Annotated in this window: 17 protein-coding genes and 1 pseudogene; 2 read left to right on the top strand and 16 right to left on the bottom strand. The window is 65.4% G+C overall.

The window, feature by feature from the left end:
- Positions 1-7: 7 nt before the first annotated feature.
- The 4 genes from ACIP5Y_RS00235 to mobF form a co-directional block, all read right to left on the bottom strand.
- Positions 8-322, bottom strand: coding sequence for a hypothetical protein (locus ACIP5Y_RS00235; RefSeq protein ID WP_400346226.1), 315 nt, complete (start codon positions 320-322; stop codon positions 8-10).
- Positions 323-841: 519 nt separating this feature from the next.
- On the bottom strand, positions 842-1,033 hold the full coding sequence (locus tag ACIP5Y_RS00230; RefSeq protein WP_400346224.1) for a DUF397 domain-containing protein: 192 nt from the start codon (positions 1,031-1,033) through the stop codon (positions 842-844).
- Positions 1,030-1,923, bottom strand: a complete 894-nt coding sequence (locus tag ACIP5Y_RS00225) for a DUF5753 domain-containing protein (protein WP_400346222.1) — start codon at positions 1,921-1,923, stop codon at positions 1,030-1,032. Before ACIP5Y_RS00225 ends, ACIP5Y_RS00230 begins: the two co-directional genes overlap by 4 nt.
- A 731-nt stretch (positions 1,924-2,654) precedes the next feature.
- Positions 2,655-7,268 carry a MobF family relaxase gene (mobF, locus tag ACIP5Y_RS00220; protein WP_400349016.1) on the bottom strand — a complete coding sequence of 1,538 codons (4,614 nt, stop codon included), beginning with the start codon at positions 7,266-7,268 and terminating at the stop codon, positions 2,655-2,657.
- A 261-nt stretch (positions 7,269-7,529) separates the two neighbouring features.
- Between mobF and ACIP5Y_RS00215 the strand changes: the two genes are divergently transcribed.
- A complete protein-coding gene (locus ACIP5Y_RS00215) occupies positions 7,530-8,105 on the top strand; it encodes a hypothetical protein (protein ID WP_400346220.1) in 576 nt (191 codons plus the stop codon).
- Between the two features lie 150 nt (positions 8,106-8,255).
- On the opposite strand, the gene ACIP5Y_RS00210 is transcribed toward ACIP5Y_RS00215, so the two are convergent.
- The 11 genes from ACIP5Y_RS00210 to ACIP5Y_RS00160 all read right to left on the bottom strand — a co-directional run bounded on the left by ACIP5Y_RS00210 (position 8,256) and on the right by ACIP5Y_RS00160 (position 16,940).
- Positions 8,256-8,477, bottom strand: a complete 222-nt coding sequence (locus tag ACIP5Y_RS00210) for a hypothetical protein (RefSeq protein WP_400346218.1) — start codon at positions 8,475-8,477, stop codon at positions 8,256-8,258.
- An 84-nt stretch (positions 8,478-8,561) separates the two neighbouring features.
- Entirely contained in the window at positions 8,562-9,011 is a 450-nt protein-coding gene (gene ssb, locus ACIP5Y_RS00205) for a single-stranded DNA-binding protein (RefSeq protein WP_400346216.1), read from the bottom strand.
- A gap of 571 nt (positions 9,012-9,582) precedes the next feature.
- Entirely contained in the window at positions 9,583-10,005 is a 423-nt protein-coding gene (locus ACIP5Y_RS00200; RefSeq protein WP_400346214.1) for a hypothetical protein, read from the bottom strand.
- Positions 10,006-10,100: 95 nt separating this feature from the next.
- Positions 10,101-10,664: a hypothetical protein gene (locus ACIP5Y_RS00195; RefSeq protein WP_400346212.1), complete on the bottom strand. Its 564-nt coding sequence runs from the start codon at positions 10,662-10,664 to the stop codon at positions 10,101-10,103.
- Positions 10,665-10,726: 62 nt separating this feature from the next.
- Complete coding sequence (locus ACIP5Y_RS00190) at positions 10,727-10,987, bottom strand: hypothetical protein (protein ID WP_400346210.1); 261 nt, start codon at positions 10,985-10,987, stop codon at positions 10,727-10,729.
- Positions 10,988-11,129: 142 nt separating this feature from the next.
- The gene (locus ACIP5Y_RS00185) at positions 11,130-11,978 is read right to left on the bottom strand and encodes a bifunctional DNA primase/polymerase (RefSeq protein WP_400346209.1); all 849 of its coding nucleotides are present in this window, start codon (positions 11,976-11,978) and stop codon (positions 11,130-11,132) included.
- Between the two features lie 85 nt (positions 11,979-12,063).
- On the bottom strand, positions 12,064-13,800 hold the full coding sequence (locus tag ACIP5Y_RS00180) for a ParB/RepB/Spo0J family partition protein (protein WP_400346207.1): 1,737 nt from the start codon (positions 13,798-13,800) through the stop codon (positions 12,064-12,066).
- A gap of 150 nt (positions 13,801-13,950) precedes the next feature.
- Positions 13,951-14,160, bottom strand: a complete 210-nt coding sequence (locus tag ACIP5Y_RS00175) for a hypothetical protein (protein ID WP_400346206.1) — start codon at positions 14,158-14,160, stop codon at positions 13,951-13,953.
- A gap of 140 nt (positions 14,161-14,300) precedes the next feature.
- Complete coding sequence (locus ACIP5Y_RS00170; RefSeq protein ID WP_400346205.1) at positions 14,301-15,533, bottom strand: hypothetical protein; 1,233 nt, start codon at positions 15,531-15,533, stop codon at positions 14,301-14,303.
- Between the two features lie 79 nt (positions 15,534-15,612).
- On the bottom strand, positions 15,613-16,194 hold the full coding sequence (locus tag ACIP5Y_RS00165) for a hypothetical protein (RefSeq protein ID WP_400346203.1): 582 nt from the start codon (positions 16,192-16,194) through the stop codon (positions 15,613-15,615).
- Between the two features lie 44 nt (positions 16,195-16,238).
- On the bottom strand, positions 16,239-16,940 hold the full coding sequence (locus ACIP5Y_RS00160; RefSeq protein WP_400346202.1) for a hypothetical protein: 702 nt from the start codon (positions 16,938-16,940) through the stop codon (positions 16,239-16,241).
- A 75-nt stretch (positions 16,941-17,015) separates the two neighbouring features.
- Here ACIP5Y_RS00160 and ACIP5Y_RS00155 point away from each other — a divergent pair.
- A pseudogene (locus ACIP5Y_RS00155) lies at positions 17,016-17,243 on the top strand (DNA-processing protein DprA); the annotation flags it as partial.
- A gap of 29 nt (positions 17,244-17,272) precedes the next feature.
- Here the strand turns inward: ACIP5Y_RS00155 and ACIP5Y_RS00150 are convergent.
- Positions 17,273-17,731, bottom strand: coding sequence for a DNA-processing protein DprA (locus tag ACIP5Y_RS00150; protein WP_400349014.1), 459 nt, complete (start codon positions 17,729-17,731; stop codon positions 17,273-17,275).
- Between the last annotated feature and the right edge of the window lie 112 nt (positions 17,732-17,843).

Here is a 17,843-nt window from a genome sequence, read left to right as displayed (position 1 = left end):
ACGGCTATCAGTTCCCGGGGCGGCGGATATCGAACTTGCGCATCTCGTTGGCGAGTGCGGTGTCGGTCTCCTGGTAGGTATTCGCGGCTACCTCTACCGCATCCGCGACCTGATGGAACTTTCCCGCTACGCGCTGATAGGCCCCGTCCACGAACTGCCCGGCCTGCGTGCACACCGTATCCAAGCCACTGCCCGGCAATGCGGCATCGATCCCTTGGGCGGCGTCTGCGACCTTGATCCGCTTGACATGCAGCTCAGCAGTGCCCAACGTGCCCGCCAGCTTGTGCAGCTGATCGAGATCGACCTTCAACAGCGTCGCCATGGCCGGCTCCCCCTGGATCCAACGGTCTGTAGTAGACAGACAACATAGCAGTTATGTCCGACCAGTCATGATCAACGACAGCCACGGACGCCAGCCGCTGCGTCCCTGCCCTCCCTCGAATCCCGATATCGTTGAAGTCTGCACCGGGACGGAACGGCAGTTGGCCGAGAACGAACGCCGGACCAAACGCGTTGTCCGCGAACATGATCCACGCGTCTAGGTTGTGGGAACTGTCATGTCACCGATGCTCGGCGACGGAGACTCACTGGCGAGGGCGCGGCAGCCCAGAGTTCCCGAGTCGCACTGGCGTCAGGAGCACTGCGGCTTGCCTATTACCGCAGCCCCAAACTGGTGACCAGGTCATTTGCGGGTCAGGCTGGAGGTCCGGTGGGGCGATTGGCTACGTAATCCGACGTATGTGACGGGCTGCCGGCGGCCGCGTAGCCAAATGGCCAGAGCTACTTCCTCATGCAGTCACTGGCCGCCGCCGAAGCCTAGGGCGCCTGATAGCCGAGCGTCTCAGCGGGTCCAGATGCGGCTCTCGACGAAGGCTGTCCACGTATCGGCCGGGAACTGAAGGATCGGTCCGTGGCCGTTGTCCTTTGTGTCCCTGACCATGGTCACGTCCTCGCCGTGGAAGACTTCTATGCATTGCTTACCGCTATCGGACCGGCTCGACTTGTACCAAACGCCCTTGACCGGCTCTTTCACGCCCCGTGCTCCTTCGCGATCTTCATCACCAGGTCCCTGGTGTCCTGTCGTGCCAACGCTACAGCCCGCAGCCCCTCGATCGCCTGCCTAAATTGGCCGACCTCCTCCTCGTGCTCGTGGAACACGCTGCCGATTGCACCCTCGGCGTAAACTATGGCCGGAAGGGTCTTTCCGCTCGATCCGAGCGGAAACTTCAGCCAGACGAACGTCAACATCGTCAGCCCAGGGTGAGCACCGGCGGCGAAGGGAACCACGTGGATGCTGACGTTCTCCCGCTCGCTCACGGCCGCAAGCCATTCGAGCTGCTTCCGCATCATTCCACCGTCGCCAACCTGGTTTCTGACTACGGCCTCGGACAGGAATGCCTCGAATCTGAAGTCCGGATCATCAAGCCGTGCTTGCCGTTTCATCGTCAGTTCGATGCGTCGTTCGAGATCTACCGGCGAGATGCCCGGCTCGTTCACGCCATCGAGTGCACGTCGATAGTCGGCGGACTGGAGCAGGGCCGGGAAGATGACAGGGTGGTGAGCCACGATGTGGTCAGCGATGCCCTCCAGACGAAGGAACTTGCCCGTATTCGGAGCGATCTGATCCTTGTACGCCTTCCACATGTTGCCTTGCCCTCGGGTGGCCTTCTCCTCAGTCTTGACTTCGGCCCACAGCTCCAACGCCTTTGTCCGAGCGTGTATGTCTACTGCGTAGAAGTCCAACAGGGCGTTGATATGCAGGTCGCCGAGCCTGGTTGGAGAGCCGTCCTCCATTCGGTCGATAGCCTGCCGAGAGGCACCGATATGCGTAGCAGCGGCCAAGACGGCCGGTCGCGGTGCACGCTTCCTCAGTTCTCGCATGAAGTTACCGAAATCCAGGCGAGAGACCGTCAATCCGGTCATTTTCGTAAGCCTCGCTATCTGGGGAGTCCGTGACGAGCACTGTCCGTAGAGGGCATGTCCGCTACGGGCACTGCCCTCTACGGACAGCTCACCGTATTTCGTCGGCTGCCCGTTGCGGGCAGTATTTCAACAACATTCTGGTGTCTACTTACAGATAGCACCGAGGACGGCGGTTCACTAGCCACCACTCGGCAAAGACCGAAATCTGCTAGGAGACATAATGTCCTGGGATGCTTGGGTTTTGGCTATTTTTGTCAGCGTATGTTCTTCGGTGGTCATCTTCTGCCTGATCGAGGACATCCGAAATGCGGGCAGGTATAACGAAGGGGACGAGTCGGTACGAATCCGACTCGAAGGCGGCAAGTTGATCGAGGTCCCGCTGCCGAGTCGAACTGTCCACGGACGCCATCGCGAGAAGCCTGTTAGGCCGTGAGCGCCGGGCCCATCTCCCCGGTCACCCACAATCGAGGGAAATGGCACAACGTTCTAGGCTTCCCTGAAACTGTTCGTGCACAGCTCGATTTGCACTCGGGATGCATTCCGGGCGACGGGGAGGACACGTACCGATGCGGGCGCAAGCAGTATCTCCTCGAGATCGTCGAATCGAACCGAGGGAAGCCAGAATGGGAATTCAACCACCTTCCCACCTGCTCAGAGGAAGAACTCCGCCTCGAATCCCGTGGGGTGACCCCATTGCAACCTTGAATGAAATCTGTGCTGATCCGTGATCATCAAAGGCCGCGACGCCGGGGCCGGTGAGGGGCGCCGGGTGCTTCTGGCTTGATGCGGCGACGTGTTGTCGAGGCGGCGGCTTTGCGGGGTGCCGACGAGCGCGGCGCGGGGTCGGGTGCTGTCAGCGAGACCGGGGCAGATGGTGTGGAGGTGGGGTGAGTTGGCTGGTGATTTTCGATTCGGGTGCGGAGTTCGCTGGCGAAGTCGGCGAGGCGCTGGTCGTGGCAGGGGTAGTCGGGGATCGGCCGGAATTGACCGGTGTAGGGGCTGTGGGTGAGGGCTCGGAAAGTGGTTCCATCGGTGGGCGCGGTTTGGGGGAGTTGGTGCTGGATCCAGGTGTCGGCGCGGTCGCGGAGTTCTTGTGCGGGGTCGTGGACCAGGAGCAGGGAGGCGCCGAGGTCGTTGTAGTTGTCGGTGGTGATGGCGGCGATGAGTGTGTTGGTGTCGAGTTGGTGGGCGTCAGCGAGGGCGATGGTGTCGAGCAATCCGGGCCAGTGCCGGGAGTTGGTGGCGAGCTGGTAGAGGACTGCGGGCAGGGCCCGGTAGAGGCGTTGGTCGGTGTGGGTGTCGGCGAGTTCTTTGACGTAGTGGTGGTAGTCGGCGCGCATTCGGTCCAATCGTTCGGAGCTCACTGCGGGTTCGCGGTGCGAGGGCTCGGTATGGTGGACGACAGTGTCTGTGTGGGTGAGGGTCTCGTGGGTGTTGAGATCTGCGATGAGGCGTGCGGCGTCGTATGTGTCGGTGGCGCACAGTGTTTCCTTGGGCGCCATTGCAATGGCGGGCACAAGGTTCTCGGTCGTGGGGGCCGGTTCATCGGGGGTATCTGCGCCAGGGGGTGTGTCGGGCAGGAGCGTCGACGTGGCGGGGTCTGCTGCGGCGGGTGGTGTGTTCGACAGGATTCGCCGGCGCAGTTCGTGGGCGTAGGTGGCCAGTTCGGTGTCGGCGCCGGGCCACGGGGTGGGTACCGGCGGACACGGTCCGGTGTCGGGGAGATCCCGCAGCGCACGGAACTGTTGCTGCGGCAGCGCAAGATCAGCTGCTGTGTTCGTTCGCCCGATCGCTGCGAAGAGTGTGTGTTCGTCGGTGCCGGTGAGTGTTTCGGTGGGCGTGACAACGAGCGGGTTCGGGGTGAGCGGGATGTGTTGGTGGATCCAGCGGTCGGCGCGTGCGCGCAGGACTGCGGCGGTGTCGCGGGCGGTTGTGAGGGATTCGCCGAGGTCTCGATAGTTGTTGGTGGCGATGCTGGTGACGAGCTCGCTGGTGTCGAGGCGGTGGGCGTCGGCGAGGGCGATGGTGTCGAGCAGATCTTGGTATGTCGGTGAGTGTTTCGCGTCGTGGAAGAACATGGCCGGCAGTGCGCGGGTGAGCAGATACTCGGCGCGGGCATTGGTCAGGAGTTGGTAGGCGTGGTGGTAGCTGGTGTGGATGCGGCGGTCGGCGGCGGCTTGTTCTTCGCGCATGATGTCGACCGCGGAGCGGTTGTCGTCCTCGCGGGCGAGCACGCGGGCGAAGCAGCGGAAGGGTTCTTGGGGGTCGTCGGGTTGCTGGTCGCCGGAGATATCGACGAGGGCGTCGGTGGCGAGGTAGAGCCGGTTGAGTTCGGAGCCGCGGGTGAGTCCGACGTAGGCCAGGGCGCGGCCGAGGGTGGTGTTGAGCAGCATGTAGGCGCGGCGCACGGTGATGCCTTGGGCGCGATGGCAGGTGGTGGCGTAGCCGAGTTCGACGTGTTCACTGATGTAGTCCGACGGGAGTAGGACGTGACCGCGGTGGCTGATGCCGGTGAGGGTGATCGAGCCGTCGGTGTGGATGCGGTGGATGCGCCACAGATCACCGTTGTCGATCTGGGTGCCTTCGCGGATTCCGCCGATGATCTTCAGCCGGGGGTTGTTGGCGCGGGTGACGACGATGTCGCCGAGGAATCCGGAATTGCTGTCGGACAACACGATCCGGCCGCTATCGGTGCGGACGCGTCCGGTGTGGATGTGGGCGGTCTGGGTGGCGGTGTTGAGTGCGGAGACGTCTTTGATGGTGGCGGCGATCATGATCGAGGAGATCCCAGCGGTGGTGTCGGCGAGGTATTCGGTGAGGATGGCGGTGCGTAGTTCATCGCTCATGCCCTCGGTGATCCGGCCGCGATCGTGGTAGAACTCCCACGCCTTCTTGGCGTTGCCGGCGCGTACGGCGAGGGTGGCTTCGGCTTCGTCGGGGTCCTTGAAGCGGATGAGTTCTGTCAGTTGTGGTGCGTTGGTGTCGCGGGCGATGGTGGCGATGATGCCGCCGGATTCGACTGCGGACAGCTGTTCGGGGTCGCCGATACCGCGGATGATCGCGCCGTGGCTGGCGGCTATTCGCCGTAGTGTGTCGAGGTCGAAGGTGGCGGCCATGGCGGCCTCGTCGACTAAAAGCATTGTCCCCGGCCCTAATCCGGTGGGCACACCGAAGCTGATTTGTGCGAACAGTTTGTGCAGGGTGCGCGCCGGCGTGTGCAGGCTGGCGCCGAGTTCCCGCGCCGCGGCGGCCGAGGGAGCCAGTGCGATGACGGTCCGTCCGCTGGCTTGCCAGGCGTCGGCGACGGCTTTCATAGCGGTGGTTTTGCCAGTGCCGGCCGGTCCCACCGCGACCGCGAACTGCGTGCCGATCGTGCACAGGTAGCGAGCAATCGCGCGCTGGCCCGGATTGAGGTGGCAGGCTTCGCGGGCTTGGACTCGCGTGATCGCCGCGTCGACCGCCTCGGCGGACACGCGTTCGGTGCTGCGGTGGCGGGCGGCGTCGAGCAGACGGGTCTCGGCGTCGAGTACGGCGGTGCAGGTGTAGCGGGTGGCACCGGTGGTGGTGAAGGTGCTCTCTCCGGATGCGCGCGCCATCGCGGCAGGGACTGGGTCGGGGTCGATGCTGAGCTGGATCGAATGGGTGTCACGAACCAGTGCGGTGACGTGGGTGACCGCGTCGCGCTGGGCGGTATCGGAGGCGAAGTGGCACACCGCGAGCCGGTCCTCGACCGCGGAGGCGATGTTGGCTTCGGTCCAGGTCGCGCGCCGGCGTGCCACGATCTCGGTGACCTCCACCGCGATCGCGACGGGATCGTAAACGGCACGCCGGCGCGCGCAGCAGATGTCCTCGATCCGCTCGAGGAGCGCTTCGTCCGGCTCCGGGGCGAGTCGAGCGGCCACCTGCGTATGCGCGTCGGCGCGAGCCTGGAAGGAATCGAGTATGCGCCGGTCGAGTTGGGCGTTGATGGCATGCTCGAGCTGTGCGGGGGTCGCGGTCAGCAGTGCGCCGATACCACCGAGGTCGACACCGACAGCTGCGGCAGTCTCGTCCGGATCGAAGCGTCGGGGTGCGTCGGGATGGGTGTGCTCCCACCGCAAGTGGTCGACGAAGTGTTGCCCGCTGGGCTGGGCGAAGACGGCACGGAAGCGGGCATCCCATTCGGCGATCATGTGCCGCAGTGTTTTCGGCAACGGTTTCTGCTGGCGCGTCTCGAGGGTTGCTTGCTGTGCGAGCCGGTATTGGGTGACCAGCTTCGGATTGTGCCCATGCGTGGCGCGGTAGTCGGCGGTGAGTTGTTCGAAGCGGGCCAGGATTTCGTCGCGGCGGGAGAATTCGCCGATCATGTCTTCGCTGACGCCGACGACTTCGAGGACGGGTTGCCTGCCGCGCCCGCGGGTGCGTTCCTCGAACTGCCATCCCATGCGGCGGGTGAGTTTTCCGACGAGGGTGGCGTTGTAGCGGCACGACAGCGACACCGCCGCCGCATGCAAGGCACGCGCATCCAGGGCCGACCATCTGCCGTCGGAGCCCAGGACCTTGTTCGAAATCACCGCGTGCGTATGCGGATTCGGATCCCCGGCGCGGTTGTCGAAGTGAGTGAACGCAGCAATGATCAGCCCGGTCGCGTCGATCTGCATGACCCCGTTCGCGCCGCGGCGGGTCACCGCGTAGCGGGATTCGGCGAACGCGAGGACCTCGCGCACGGCTTCGAGGTGGCACTGCCAGATCTCGCGGCGCACCGTATCCGAACCCAGACCCCACAAGATGCTGATCGATTTCTGCGGGGTGAACACGCAATCGAATCCAGCTACAGCCTTGCGTGTGCCGCCTTTCTCCACCGCGAGCGCTGCATCGATCTCGCTGCGGCTGGGGCGGTGCCCGAGGACTGTGGTGAGGTGTTCACGAGCGGCTTCGGTGCGCAGGATGGTGCGCTCGTCCCAGTTCGGTCGGCGCCGCGCAGCAAGGGTGAAAGCGTCGATCTCGCGGTCGAGAATGCCCCGGATAGGGGTCGGCTCGGTGGAGTATTCGTAGAACATCCGGCCGATCTGCGCCGCCTCGACGGCCTGCTTCACGGCTTTCCCAGCCTCTATTTCCGAGGCAATGATGGCATCGGCATCGGGATGTAAACCTTCTCCGAATAATGCCTGCATCTGCGCTTCGGTGACCATTCCCGACAGGCCGAGTTCGGCCGCGCCGCGGCCCATCCACACGCCTGGCGGGGTGCCGTGCTCGCGGTAATAGTCGGTGAGGTCACGGGTACGGTCGCGCAGGCGATCACCGCTGGCCACTTGCCTGGTCAGGTACTCGTAGCCGTCGCCGGCATGGAGGCGGTGAAGGGTCATCACCTCTTCGAAAATAGCGCGGAATGTAAACTCTGAAAAGACATTACTCCTGGGTAAGCATGTGAATGCAAGAGGTGTGTAGGTGACTGGAATAAATCCCATATGGGAAGTGGTGGCGGGAATTTCTGGAGGAATTGAGAAATGATTGGACGGGGTGGGATCGTGGAGTGGAGAGGAAAGTGGAATGAAGGAATGAATCGGTAGTCTCCGCGCGCGGCGGCCCGGCCGGACGTGCGCGGGAAGGGTGAAGGGAGGTCCGTGATGGCGGAGGAAGGGAATGCGCGCAAGTGGGCGCACACGGTGCTGGCGGGAATGCTCGCCGAGCAAGCCCGAGCGGTGCGGGCGAACGAATCGGACCTGATCGCGTTCGGCAAGCAGTACGGGCGGTTGGCACGTGCGGCAAACCGGCGAGACGCGGCGATTGCCGCAGCGAACGCGCGGTTCGAGCAGGTAGCGAGCGAAGCCGAGTCCGGTGCCGGTGCGGCCCTGGCGCGGCTACACGAGCGCGGAATGAGCGAACCGCAGTTGTGCGCGATCACCGGACTCGGCGCGGGCCGCATACGTCAGTTGCTGAAAGGCGGGGCGACCCGCACCGATTCCGATAGCGGTGTGGAGGGGCTACCGGTCGGAGTCGTCGAAGTCGAGCAGGGTGCTGCGGGGGATCATCCAGCGCAGTCCGGGCAGGGCGAACAGACGCAGAGCGATGGGCGAGGCCCACGCGCCGTGCTTGAACGCGTGCGCCCAATGCCCGGCCAGCCAGAGGAACAAGCCAAGCGCGAGCAACCACAGTCGGCCGGGTATCGCACGGGCCGGGGTGAACACGATCGCGAGCAGTGAGTCGAAGAAGACGAAGAACCCGGCGATGCGGGCCAATGTAGGGGAACGCCCACCACAGCAGCAATACGGCCAGGACGACAAGGGCCGCGAGCCAGATCAGTCCCATGGTCGATTCCCCTTCCTCGAGAGCGGATTTCCGGGGGTGGGTGTTCACGCCATCCCGGTAGTAGTTCGCGTTCGGTCGTAGTAGCGGGCTTGTCCGATCAGTCGCTCCTCGTGTTCGCACAAGGCGTGGATGGCGGCGGCGTCGAGCAGATCGTCACGGGCAGCGATCAATTCACGGACCTGACGCGACAGCATCACCAGCGCACACCAGACCCCCGGCAGCGCCATGCCCCCGGACGGGACGGGTGAGGGTTCGCGGGCAGACATCGACAGCCACCTCCTGAGGGTGGTCGAGCAGAACGGCAGCAGGGAGCCGCGCACACCAGGTGAGCGGCTCCCTGTCGTGGGTGGTCAGAAGTCGGGCTGGTCCCCGACGCCGGCACCGACCAGAGCGCGGCTACCGCGGCGGGTGACCGGCTGCTGCTCGTCGCCGGCCTCTGCGCGGGCTTGGACCTCGACGTCGACGAATCGCAGCGAGACGGAGATCTCGTCGACCATCAGCTCAGTCATCCACTGGGTGACCCCGTTGCGGTCTTCGTAGCTGCGCTGACGCAGCCGACCGGTGACATGCACCCGCATGCCCTTGGCGAGGCTGGCCGCGGCGTGATCGGCCATCTCGCCCCAGACCGAGCAGCGCATGAATACCGCGGCGCCGTCGCGCCATTCGTTGGAGGCGCGATCGTAGACGCGCGAGTTCTGCGCGACGGTGAGATTGGCGACGGTCTGTCCGGTGGGCAAGAGTTTGTGCTCCGGATCGGCGGTGAGGTTACCGATCACGGTGATGATGATTTCTCCAGCCATGACAATGCACTCCTCGAATGAGAAACGGAATTGGACTGACCGCCAACCCCTCCCAACCCCGATACGGGAGTAACCGTGATCGGGGTGGTGCCTGGAGGGCTGGCGATCTGTGGCATCGCCATCAGGGGCGGGCCGGGCCCGCGAGGGCCGGCGGGGGTTCTGTGGGGCGGGGTGGGATCGCCGCGTTTTTTGCGGCGACCTGAGCGCCAGCGAAGGCTTGTCCCGCCCTGTTCCACAGGTTCATCGGCGGGTACCCGGCTCGCCCCTGATCCCCTTGGGGCAGATCGCCGGCGCTTCAAGACACCAGCTCGCTCCCTCGAAAACGTCTACTCACCGGCGAATGTCGAACGGCTCCACCCGCCGTTGATGAGCCTGGTGTCGATCAGTTCCGGCGAGGGCTCGATGGGAACCGCTTCGATAGCGATGGACTGGCATTCGAGTCAGACAGCTGGGGTCGGAAGGCTAGAGTCGCAGTGTCCCGGGCAGGTAAGCACTGCCCGGGACCCAGCACCTCGGTTGGACGGCGGAGGTTTTCTCCCTTCTCCGTATGGGTATGGGGCTGGTGAGCGGGCTAGAACGGGTTGTGGTCGTGGACGGGCAGCAAGTGTCCGGGTGGGTAGCCCAGGACCGCTTCGATCGGGTCGGTGAACATCGCAGTGCCTCCGGCGTAGTTGCCGCCGTGCGCGGTGTAGTAGAAGGCGGGTTTATCCGGGTCCAGTTCGATCGGTGCCAGGTAGGCGTGCTTTTGGGGCGGTCGCCTGCTGTCGAGGCGGTACCGGTATTCGATGTGCACGACCACCGCGGGTGCGTCGGTGCTGGGCGGGCTTTGACGCCATTGGGGCGTCGCGAGTACCTGCCCGCCGGTGGTGTCATCGACGATGCCGACCACGGTGAGGTGATCGTGGTGGGCGGTGAGGCCGATCTGGGTGCTGTTGACCGACTGGTAAACCTCCACGCGGAGACCGAGCACTTCGGACCAATGCATGCTGGGCATGAGTGAATTCCTCTCTGGCAGTATCGGGTTGTCGGCAACTGGCGAGGAAGCGCGGTGTGGCGACAAGCCGGAAACCCTGCCCTGGGGTGGGTGCGTTATGACGGTGACGCGTAGCGGCAGGGGACCGGTTGCCCGAGGTGTTCGCCCGTGCATTCAGGGTGGGGGTCGGGGATCCGCTGATCGTGTTGCTCGGTTTCGCGGGCGTCGATTTCGAGTCGGTCGATGCGGTCGGCGAGGGTGGCCTCGTAGTGAGCGAGGGCCGCGGTGCGCTGATATGGGTCGGGCAGGGCGGCGGCTTTCCACATGCGCAGGAACAGCCCTACCCCCGCGCCGGTGAGCGGGGCAGTACGACTGGCGCGATGGGTGAGGAGCAGGACCTCGACCGCAGTGCCGGGACGGGTGTCCCGCCCGGCGGCGACGCGTTCGAGAAGCTCGCGGCAGTGTGCGCGCAGCAGCGGCTCGCAGCACAGGCGCGCATTGGTGAGCTGGGGCAGGTAGTACGCGTGGAACAGCACGTCAGCCTGATCGGGGTGGCGCTGCTGAGCCGCAGCGATCTCCTCTTCTGTCCATTGATGCTGCGCGGCGTCGGTGCCGCATCTCGTGGTGACTTCGCTGAGCAAGAGCTCGACGGTGGCGGTGCCGATCGAATCGAAATCCATTGCTTCCTCGTTTCTTCAAGAGATGGGGAGAGGTATAGGGCCGGCCGCGACGCAAGCGGGACCTAGCCCGCGTCCGGGGTGTGGCTGCGATCGGGACGGCTGTTCGGGATGGGCCGTACGCGGTGCGTGTGAGAGGAGTCGCGGAGGTCTTCATTGCCGTGGTTGTCGCAATATGCCGTGGAGAGCCAGCGGCGAATTCCGTACCGCTCCCAATCGATCCAGCGTGTGGCGGGTTTACCGCATCCGAAGATCCAGCAGCCGATCGAACCGTCGGCGAGCCGCGTGAAATGCTGCACGGAGCTTTTGCTGCTTCCTTTACCCATGTCGGGACGTCCCTTCGTGTGCTCGAGGAGGGTGGGTGGCGCCGAATCACGGTGGACGGCACCATGTATCCCCGCGGACAGGGCTCCGGCCTGGCTGGAGACCGGTATCCCGCGGTGCGGGGTGATTGGTCCGGCTGCGTGGTCAATGCCGGCGGGGGAGTCGGCGGGGCTTGCGGGCGCCGAGGGTGAGACCGCTGGTGATGGTGCGTTCCATTTCGCGGGTGGTGAAATGCTGGATTCCGATGTGTTCTTGCGCCGCAGCGATCAGGGCGTCACGCACGGGTTGCTGGTCGAGTTCACCGCCGGCGATCAGACGGCCGAGGGTGAACGAGGCCTGGAACAAGGTGGTGTTGCGTAGGCCGGGTTCGGCGGTGCTGACCTTGTGGGTTTCGGCGGCGACGATGGCGTTGAGGTAGGCGTCGGGGCTGTGTGGCGGGCTCGATGCCACGTGGGGTGCGGAGAACGGTTGTAGTGCAAGGCGTTCGAGTAACCAGTCCGGCAGCATCGCCGGCGGGCGGGCTGTCACGATGCGGTAGGAACCTGGTCCGATCTGTGATCCTGGGGCCACGACGTAGCCGCCGTGGCCGCGTGAGTCGATTCCGGCACCGAGGCGGGAGGCGGTGTTGGGCAGCTGGATTGAGTCGGGGACCCGGTAGTAGAGGTGGTGGCCGTTCGAGGGGGTCGACACGGTGAAGGTGAGCAGCGATGCCCGCGCGGCTGCGTCGGCTGCGAGCTGGTAGAGGGTGTCGGCGCCGTTGTGGCCGTGGCGAGTGTCGAGGTCGAGCACATGCAGACCGCTGGGCCCAGTCGCGATGGCCACGTTCGCGCCCGGGTGGGCGGCCCACCACGCGGTGATGCGGTCACGGTCGGTGGTGGCCTGATCGGGCCAGGCGTCGATAGCGGGGCGTTTGGAGCCTGCCCGCAACGGAAAGACCATCCATCCGCGGGCGGCCGCCGCCAAAGCGGCGTCACGGAATCTATTGGTGGACAACGCGAACTCCTCCAGTGACGAGTCGCCTGGCCTGACGGTCCACGGGGTGGAGGGTCAGGCCAGGCGCGTTGCAGGATGGGGTGGTTCAGGAGTCGATGTCGATGGTCTCGGGATCGAGGTCACCGGCCGCGGCTTGTTCGACCGGGGTGAGGGTGTGGCCGAGCGAGGCGAGGAAATGCAGATAGCGCGTCACGCCGGGATCGCTGTACTGCCAGGCGAACTTGGTGGTCCGCCCCTCGAAGGCCCCCAGCACCAGTGCCAGGAGGATCATCTGGCAGCGTGGGGGTTTGGCCGGTTCGATCGCCGCCAGCAACGCGGTCTTCGTGCCCTTGACTCCGAGCAGCTCGTAGGCGAGGCGGTCGGCGTCGGGTCCGAGCAGCAGATCCGGCTTGTCGGCCAGCGCGTGGGCGACGAACGCCCACACTGCCGCTGGTGGCGCGGTCTTGCGCGACAGGAACCGGATGAGGAATTCCCGGCGAGCCCCCAGCGCGGCCTGGCCCTGCTTGTTGAGCTCATCGCGGCGATGCCGCTCGGCCGCCTTGGCTGCCCGCTCCGCCTCCGCCTCTGCTTGGGCCGCGGCCGCCTGCTCGGCAGCTGCCCGGCGGCGCGCCTCGACCGCCTCGGGATCAGGCGGCTCGGGGTTGCCCGCCTCGCCGGACTCGGCCGGATCGGGTTGTGCATCAGTGTCGAGAGCAGGTTCTTGCGTGGCCGGTTCGGTGAAGTCGCGGGCGTGGCGGAATCCGGATTCGTCGAGCCGCTCGGCGCGCAGGTAGTAGTCCGGTGCCCACAGGTAGCCGGCCTCGACGCTGTCGGCGTGGCGAAGTCCCTCGGCGGCAACAGCATCCGGTTTGCCCTTGGTGGCGGGGTCGATGCTGGCGGGGTCGACGACCTCGCCGGTGTCGCGGTCGATGAGCACTTCGACCTCGGTCGGTCGGCAATACACGGTCCACAAGGCGGGAGTGGCGTGGATTTGTGCGACGCTGATCTGTTCACCGTCGCTGGTGCGCAACCATTCCGCGGCGATGAATCCGTCGTCCTGGCCGGGGTCGCTGCTGTGCACGCCGAATCCTTGAGCGCCGTAGGCCAGGGATTCGCGGAAGCGATCACGGGATTCCTCGCGCTCGGCGGCGATGCGGCGCACGTGGTAGGCGAACATCGACCGCGGTGCGGCCAGCAGCCGCGCGACCGCGTCGGTGTCACCGGCGTTCTCGTATACCGCCAGTACTGCGGCTTGCTCGAAGTCGAGTTGGTGAGCATCGACCGCGGCGCGGGCGGTCTGGCTACGCCCGACGGTGACCGCGAGCTTGATCTGCTCGCGTCGCTGCCCGATCTCCTCGCTGATGCGGGTCAGGGTGGCGCCGAAGTCGAACATGCGCGCCATGCCGGCGGCGCGGTCACCGTCGGTGAGCGCGATGCGATGATCGTTGACGTTGATCTGTGTAGAGGTGCGGCGGATCTCCCGCTCGGCCGGATCGATATCAGGTGCGGGGGTAACCCACACGGGTACTGTCTTGACCTTCAGTTCGAGTGCCATGAGCGCGCGGATCTGGCCGTCGACCACGGTGATGGTCCCGTCGGGTTCACGGTGGGCAAGGATCGGAATCTCCACGCCACGCTGGATCGACGCCTTGACCTCGGGATAGTCGTCCAGGTCGAAGGACTTGCGCACGTTCTCGTCGATGACCAGCGTTGCCGGAGACAGATACAGCGCCTCCGCGGCCGGGGGCTGGTCGAGATCGCCACCGGGGGAGGAGGTTTGGGGAGTCGCCGGGTCGGTGGGGTTGTCGGCGGTGTGGATGGGATCGAGTTCGGTTGTGGTCATTCGGAACTCCTGCTCGGAACGCGACAGGCGGGTGCCGGCCAGAAGTGAGCCGATACCCGCCCGTCAGTGGAATGGGGATGGTGTTGTCGAATCCTGTTGCCGGGCAGCGGGTCCCGGCAGTGATGGAAGGCTGTTGCGCGCTGGCTGTTGTTACTTCTTCTTGTCGCGGGCGGTGACGTTGATCGGGTGCAGTGACCAGACCCTGTCGGCGGCGCGAACGAACAGCCAGTACTTGCCCGACCACTTCGGCTCGGCCGTGCGCCAGACGTCGATGGTGTTGGCGTCGAGCTGGGAGACCGGCCCAGCGGCTCCGAAGTGCCGCTGCTGCTCGTAGTCGGTGCGGGACAATGTTTCGATCATGGAATCAAACCTCCTGGGAAACGAACGGGCCAGGTACGTGACGAACAGTCGTCACGCCTGGCCCGGTGGTGAATCGGCTGAAGCCGTGCACATCTGCAATGGATCAGAGTGAATTGCACCCCGGTACAACAGGATTGATGTCAGGCCAGGGTCATCGCCTGGTAGGCGAGGTCGTCGAGTGTGTTGGCGCGGTCGGAGTCGGGGATGGTCTGGGAGTAGCTGGTGACCGCGTTGGCGATACCGGCAGCGGTGAGTTGTCCCCCGGCGATGAAGTGGGTCAGGATTCCGGCGCGTTCGGTTTCGCTGAACCCGAGCCGTTTGGCCAGGACCTCCATCGTTTTATCCGGCTGTGTGACCGGCGCGCCCGCGGCTTCCTCGAGCTCGTCGATGCGGGCGGCGAAGAATTCCGGTGACAGCCATTCCGCGACACGGTCGCGGGTTTCGGCGGTGATCACGGCGAGCTTCTTGCGCAGCGTGTCTTGTGACCAGGACACGGTCCCGGTCTCGAGGCGTTCACCGACGTGGCGGTGGGTGTGGGCGAACATCGGAATGGTCAGCCCGTTCCCGCAGACCTGTACCACCAACTCCGGAGTCAGGCGGACCGCGTGGTGGCCGGTTTCGTCGTTGCTGAACCGGATTCCGGCGAACACCACCGGCTCGGCCCCAGGGGCGTAGCCCTTGCCTTCGCGCGCGGCGATCGGACGCCAGCGGTCGAGTTCGCCTGCGACGCGGCGACGTTCGGCTTCGAGGTCCGGGTTGGCGAACGCGCTGCGGTAGTTGGCCAGGAACCGTGGTGCCAGTCCGGACATTTGCGGGGAATACACCTTGGCGTGCATGGTGGAATCGGTCAGATCGCACGCGCGGATCTCGGTGTCGGCGCCGGCGGCGTGGATGCCTTCGAGCACGGCGGTGAGCACATCGAGGTTGTCGATGATCCCGTACCGATCCGAAACCACCGCCCGCAGCACACCGGCCTGCCCCGGCACCGGCGGGGTGAACAACCGAAGCAGAAACGACCGATCATCGGGTTCGGGCAGCTCGGTATCGGTCGGCCCGTGCAACCAACCGTTGACGTTGCCGTCGTAGAGATCCCACCGTGCACGCTCACGCAATCGGCGCAGGTAACGCACCGGGATACCGAGCTTGTCCGCGATCTGCCCGTCCGCCGCACTGGTCGGGCGATAGACGCCGTCGACGGCGGTGACACCGCGCTCGTCGACCACCGGGGTAACGCCGAAGAGCTCGATCATCCCGTTGCGGGCGCGGATGGCCGACGCCGAGGCGACGACATCGACCTTGGCCGCCTGTTGCTCCTGCAACAACGGCACCAAATCCTGCAACGACAAATGACGGGCATAGGTGTCCAACGACATGAGAAGTACTTCCCTCCAAGAGAATTGGATCGAAAAGTTGGGGGAGCCAAGTCCGGGCCGCGAACCGGGCCGGGAGCCCTCAGGAGTGGGCTTTGATTCGAACGGCCGCGAGCAGCGCATCGGCTTCGTCGGCCGCCAGGCGGGCCCGGCGGTAGCGCAGACGAGTGATGTCTTTACGCATGGCTGCCAATTCGTCTGCACGAGAAGCGCTTTCGCATCGCTGCGCGGCCTGATCCTGCCGGTAGCGGGCCACCCGCAGATCGGTGAGGAACCGTTGCGCCAGCGCGGTCGCCACGGAGTCGACCGCCTGCTGAATATGGGCGGGCTGCGCGGCAAGCACCCGACCGAGGTCGATTACGAGATGCCCGGGTTCGCCCAGGCTGAGCATCGAGACCCCGGGGCGGTGATCAACCCAGTTCGGGAAGAATGCCGCGGTACTGACCGGTGCCCCCAGCCAACGCCCGTGCACCGACAAACCGAAGAACCGGAACGCGACTACCGGCCGGCGCTGCGGCCCATCGGCGGTGTGCAGGATGTGCTCGGCCATGTCGACGAACACTCGTCCGCTGGCGGGGACGTCGTCGGTGGGTTCGAAGGTGTAGCAGGTGCCGTGCTCGGAGGAGTTCTCGCAGGTATCCTCATCGAAGGAAGGAATGGACATGATGGTCGGAATCCTTTCTGGTAGTGCCGATTTCAGATATCTGGCTACGGTGTTGCTGTCACAGAGTCGGGTGTCCAGGACGCGAGAGTGTGACCGGAGGACAGGTCGGTCGTCTCGATCGAATCGACCGTTTCGCCGAGTGCGTGGTTATGCGCGAGGATCTGCTCAAGGGTTGGGGTATGCGCGGCGCAGGCGTAGGCGACGGTGAGGAAAGGTGGCATAGATCCACGCACTGTAGTGCGGGTCGTGGCCAGGACTGCGGTGGCGAAATGCTCGGCCAGCTCGCAGCGTGGCGGCAGTGCCACAACGACTTTCGCGCCGACCTGCAGCTTGTGCAGGAACTGGTCCCCGCGCGTGAGCCACCACTCCCCGCAGTGGCGGCGCAGCGCGTAGTCGAATGGCAGCTGCGCTGACAATGTGGCGGCGCCGTCGGCGGTGAGCGGACCGTCGAGCGTGATATGCAGTTCGTCGCCGCGATCGGCGATGGTGAATGCGGAATCGATGAGATAAGCCGCGGACCTTCGTTGCCGACGCGCACCGGACGAATCGCGAACGGCAGTGAGCCCACAGGTCAAACGCTGTGCGGGGCGGCCGAGTTCGCGTTTCGCCGCCGCGGCGAGCTGAGCCGACCAACTCGCTTGCGACAGCGGCGGCTCATCGATGGCCCGCGATACCGTGACATGCAGGATCGAACCCTCACGGTAGACGACCACGGTGCTGCCCTGCGGATTTCGATAGCCTTCCATAGCGAAATCTCCTTGGAAAAGAAGAGAATTCACCGATCCGACTGTCCCGGGCGATGACTGCTCGGGGCGAGGGTGCGGCAGAACTTCCTCGACCGCAACCGTCTGGTCGCGGCACTGTCACAGGCCACGGTCGCGATCGAGGCCGGATTGCGTTCGGGGACAGCGTCCTCGGTCCGCTGGGCAGCACGGTTCGGTCGCCCGGTGCTGGCGGTGCCCGGACCGGTGACCTCGGCGACGTCGGCGGGCTGTCACCGGTTCATCGCCGACGGCGACGCGCAGTTAGTGACCTGTGCCGATGATGTCCGACGCGCGTTGGTCGAACCGTCGTGGACCTACACGATTCCCGCTCGAGCGCCCGGTGCGCGCGAAGAAGGCGAGCGATGACAGCCCCGTCTCGAATCCACGAGCCGGTCCGGGCCTGATGCGTACGGATACGGGCGGTCGAGCCCGCACGGCATCACTGCCACTGTTACCCCGTCGACCGCCAATGCGGCCCGATGCGCTGCGGCGTCGATCCCGTAGGCGGCACCGGCTACCACCGTATGGCCCGAAATTGCAAGCTCACCAGCAATCTCGGTAGCCACACGTGTGCCGTAGGGGGTGCTGGCCCGTGCTCCGATCACCGCGACACCACGACCCGTCGCCTGCTGTAGGGGCCGGTCGCCGCGCACCCATAACGCCAGCGGTGCGACGTCGCCGACATTGTCCGAACCCGATGGCAAGCAGTCCAGTAACTCTCGAGGCCATTCGTCGTCCTCAGGTGTCACCAACCGGCCACCGAGTCCCTCCATCGCCTTCAGGTCCCGGGCCGCGCCCTTCAGCCCGCTGGCGGCACGATCGAGAACGTCTCGATCGACGCGCGGGTCACCGGTTTGCAGCATCGCCGCTGTCTGGGTAGGGCCG

Origin of the sequence: Nocardia sp. NPDC088792 (assembly GCF_044750615.1) — a bacterium.
Lineage (GTDB): Bacteria > Actinomycetota > Actinomycetes > Mycobacteriales > Mycobacteriaceae > Nocardia.
The sequence above is the reverse complement of the archived record's forward strand: the minus strand, read 5'-3'. Positions and strand labels throughout refer to the sequence as shown.

Bases quoted from the DNA above. Each gene is read 5' to 3' on its own strand.
- ACIP5Y_RS00235 (WP_400346226.1), bottom strand. From the start codon at position 322: ATGGCGACGCTGTTGAAGGTCGATCTCGATCAGCTGCACAAGCTGGCG.
- ACIP5Y_RS00225 (WP_400346222.1), bottom strand. From the start codon at position 1,923: ATGACCGGATTGACGGTCTCTCGCCTGGATTTCGGTAACTTCATGCGA.
- mobF (WP_400349016.1), bottom strand. From the start codon at position 7,268: ATGACCCTTCACCGCCTCCATGCCGGCGACGGCTACGAGTACCTGACC.
- ACIP5Y_RS00215 (WP_400346220.1), top strand. From the start codon at position 7,530: ATGGCGGAGGAAGGGAATGCGCGCAAGTGGGCGCACACGGTGCTGGCG.
- ACIP5Y_RS00210 (WP_400346218.1), bottom strand. From the start codon at position 8,477: ATGTCTGCCCGCGAACCCTCACCCGTCCCGTCCGGGGGCATGGCGCTG.
- ssb (WP_400346216.1), bottom strand. From the start codon at position 9,011: ATGGCTGGAGAAATCATCATCACCGTGATCGGTAACCTCACCGCCGAT.
- ACIP5Y_RS00200 (WP_400346214.1), bottom strand. From the start codon at position 10,005: ATGCCCAGCATGCATTGGTCCGAAGTGCTCGGTCTCCGCGTGGAGGTT.
- ACIP5Y_RS00195 (WP_400346212.1), bottom strand. From the start codon at position 10,664: ATGGATTTCGATTCGATCGGCACCGCCACCGTCGAGCTCTTGCTCAGC.
- ACIP5Y_RS00190 (WP_400346210.1), bottom strand. From the start codon at position 10,987: ATGGGTAAAGGAAGCAGCAAAAGCTCCGTGCAGCATTTCACGCGGCTC.
- ACIP5Y_RS00180 (WP_400346207.1), bottom strand. From the start codon at position 13,800: ATGACCACAACCGAACTCGATCCCATCCACACCGCCGACAACCCCACC.
- ACIP5Y_RS00175 (WP_400346206.1), bottom strand. From the start codon at position 14,160: ATGATCGAAACATTGTCCCGCACCGACTACGAGCAGCAGCGGCACTTC.
- ACIP5Y_RS00170 (WP_400346205.1), bottom strand. From the start codon at position 15,533: ATGTCGTTGGACACCTATGCCCGTCATTTGTCGTTGCAGGATTTGGTG.
- ACIP5Y_RS00165 (WP_400346203.1), bottom strand. From the start codon at position 16,194: ATGTCCATTCCTTCCTTCGATGAGGATACCTGCGAGAACTCCTCCGAG.
- ACIP5Y_RS00160 (WP_400346202.1), bottom strand. From the start codon at position 16,940: ATGGAAGGCTATCGAAATCCGCAGGGCAGCACCGTGGTCGTCTACCGT.
- ACIP5Y_RS00150 (WP_400349014.1), bottom strand. From the start codon at position 17,731: ATGGAGGGACTCGGTGGCCGGTTGGTGACACCTGAGGACGACGAATGG.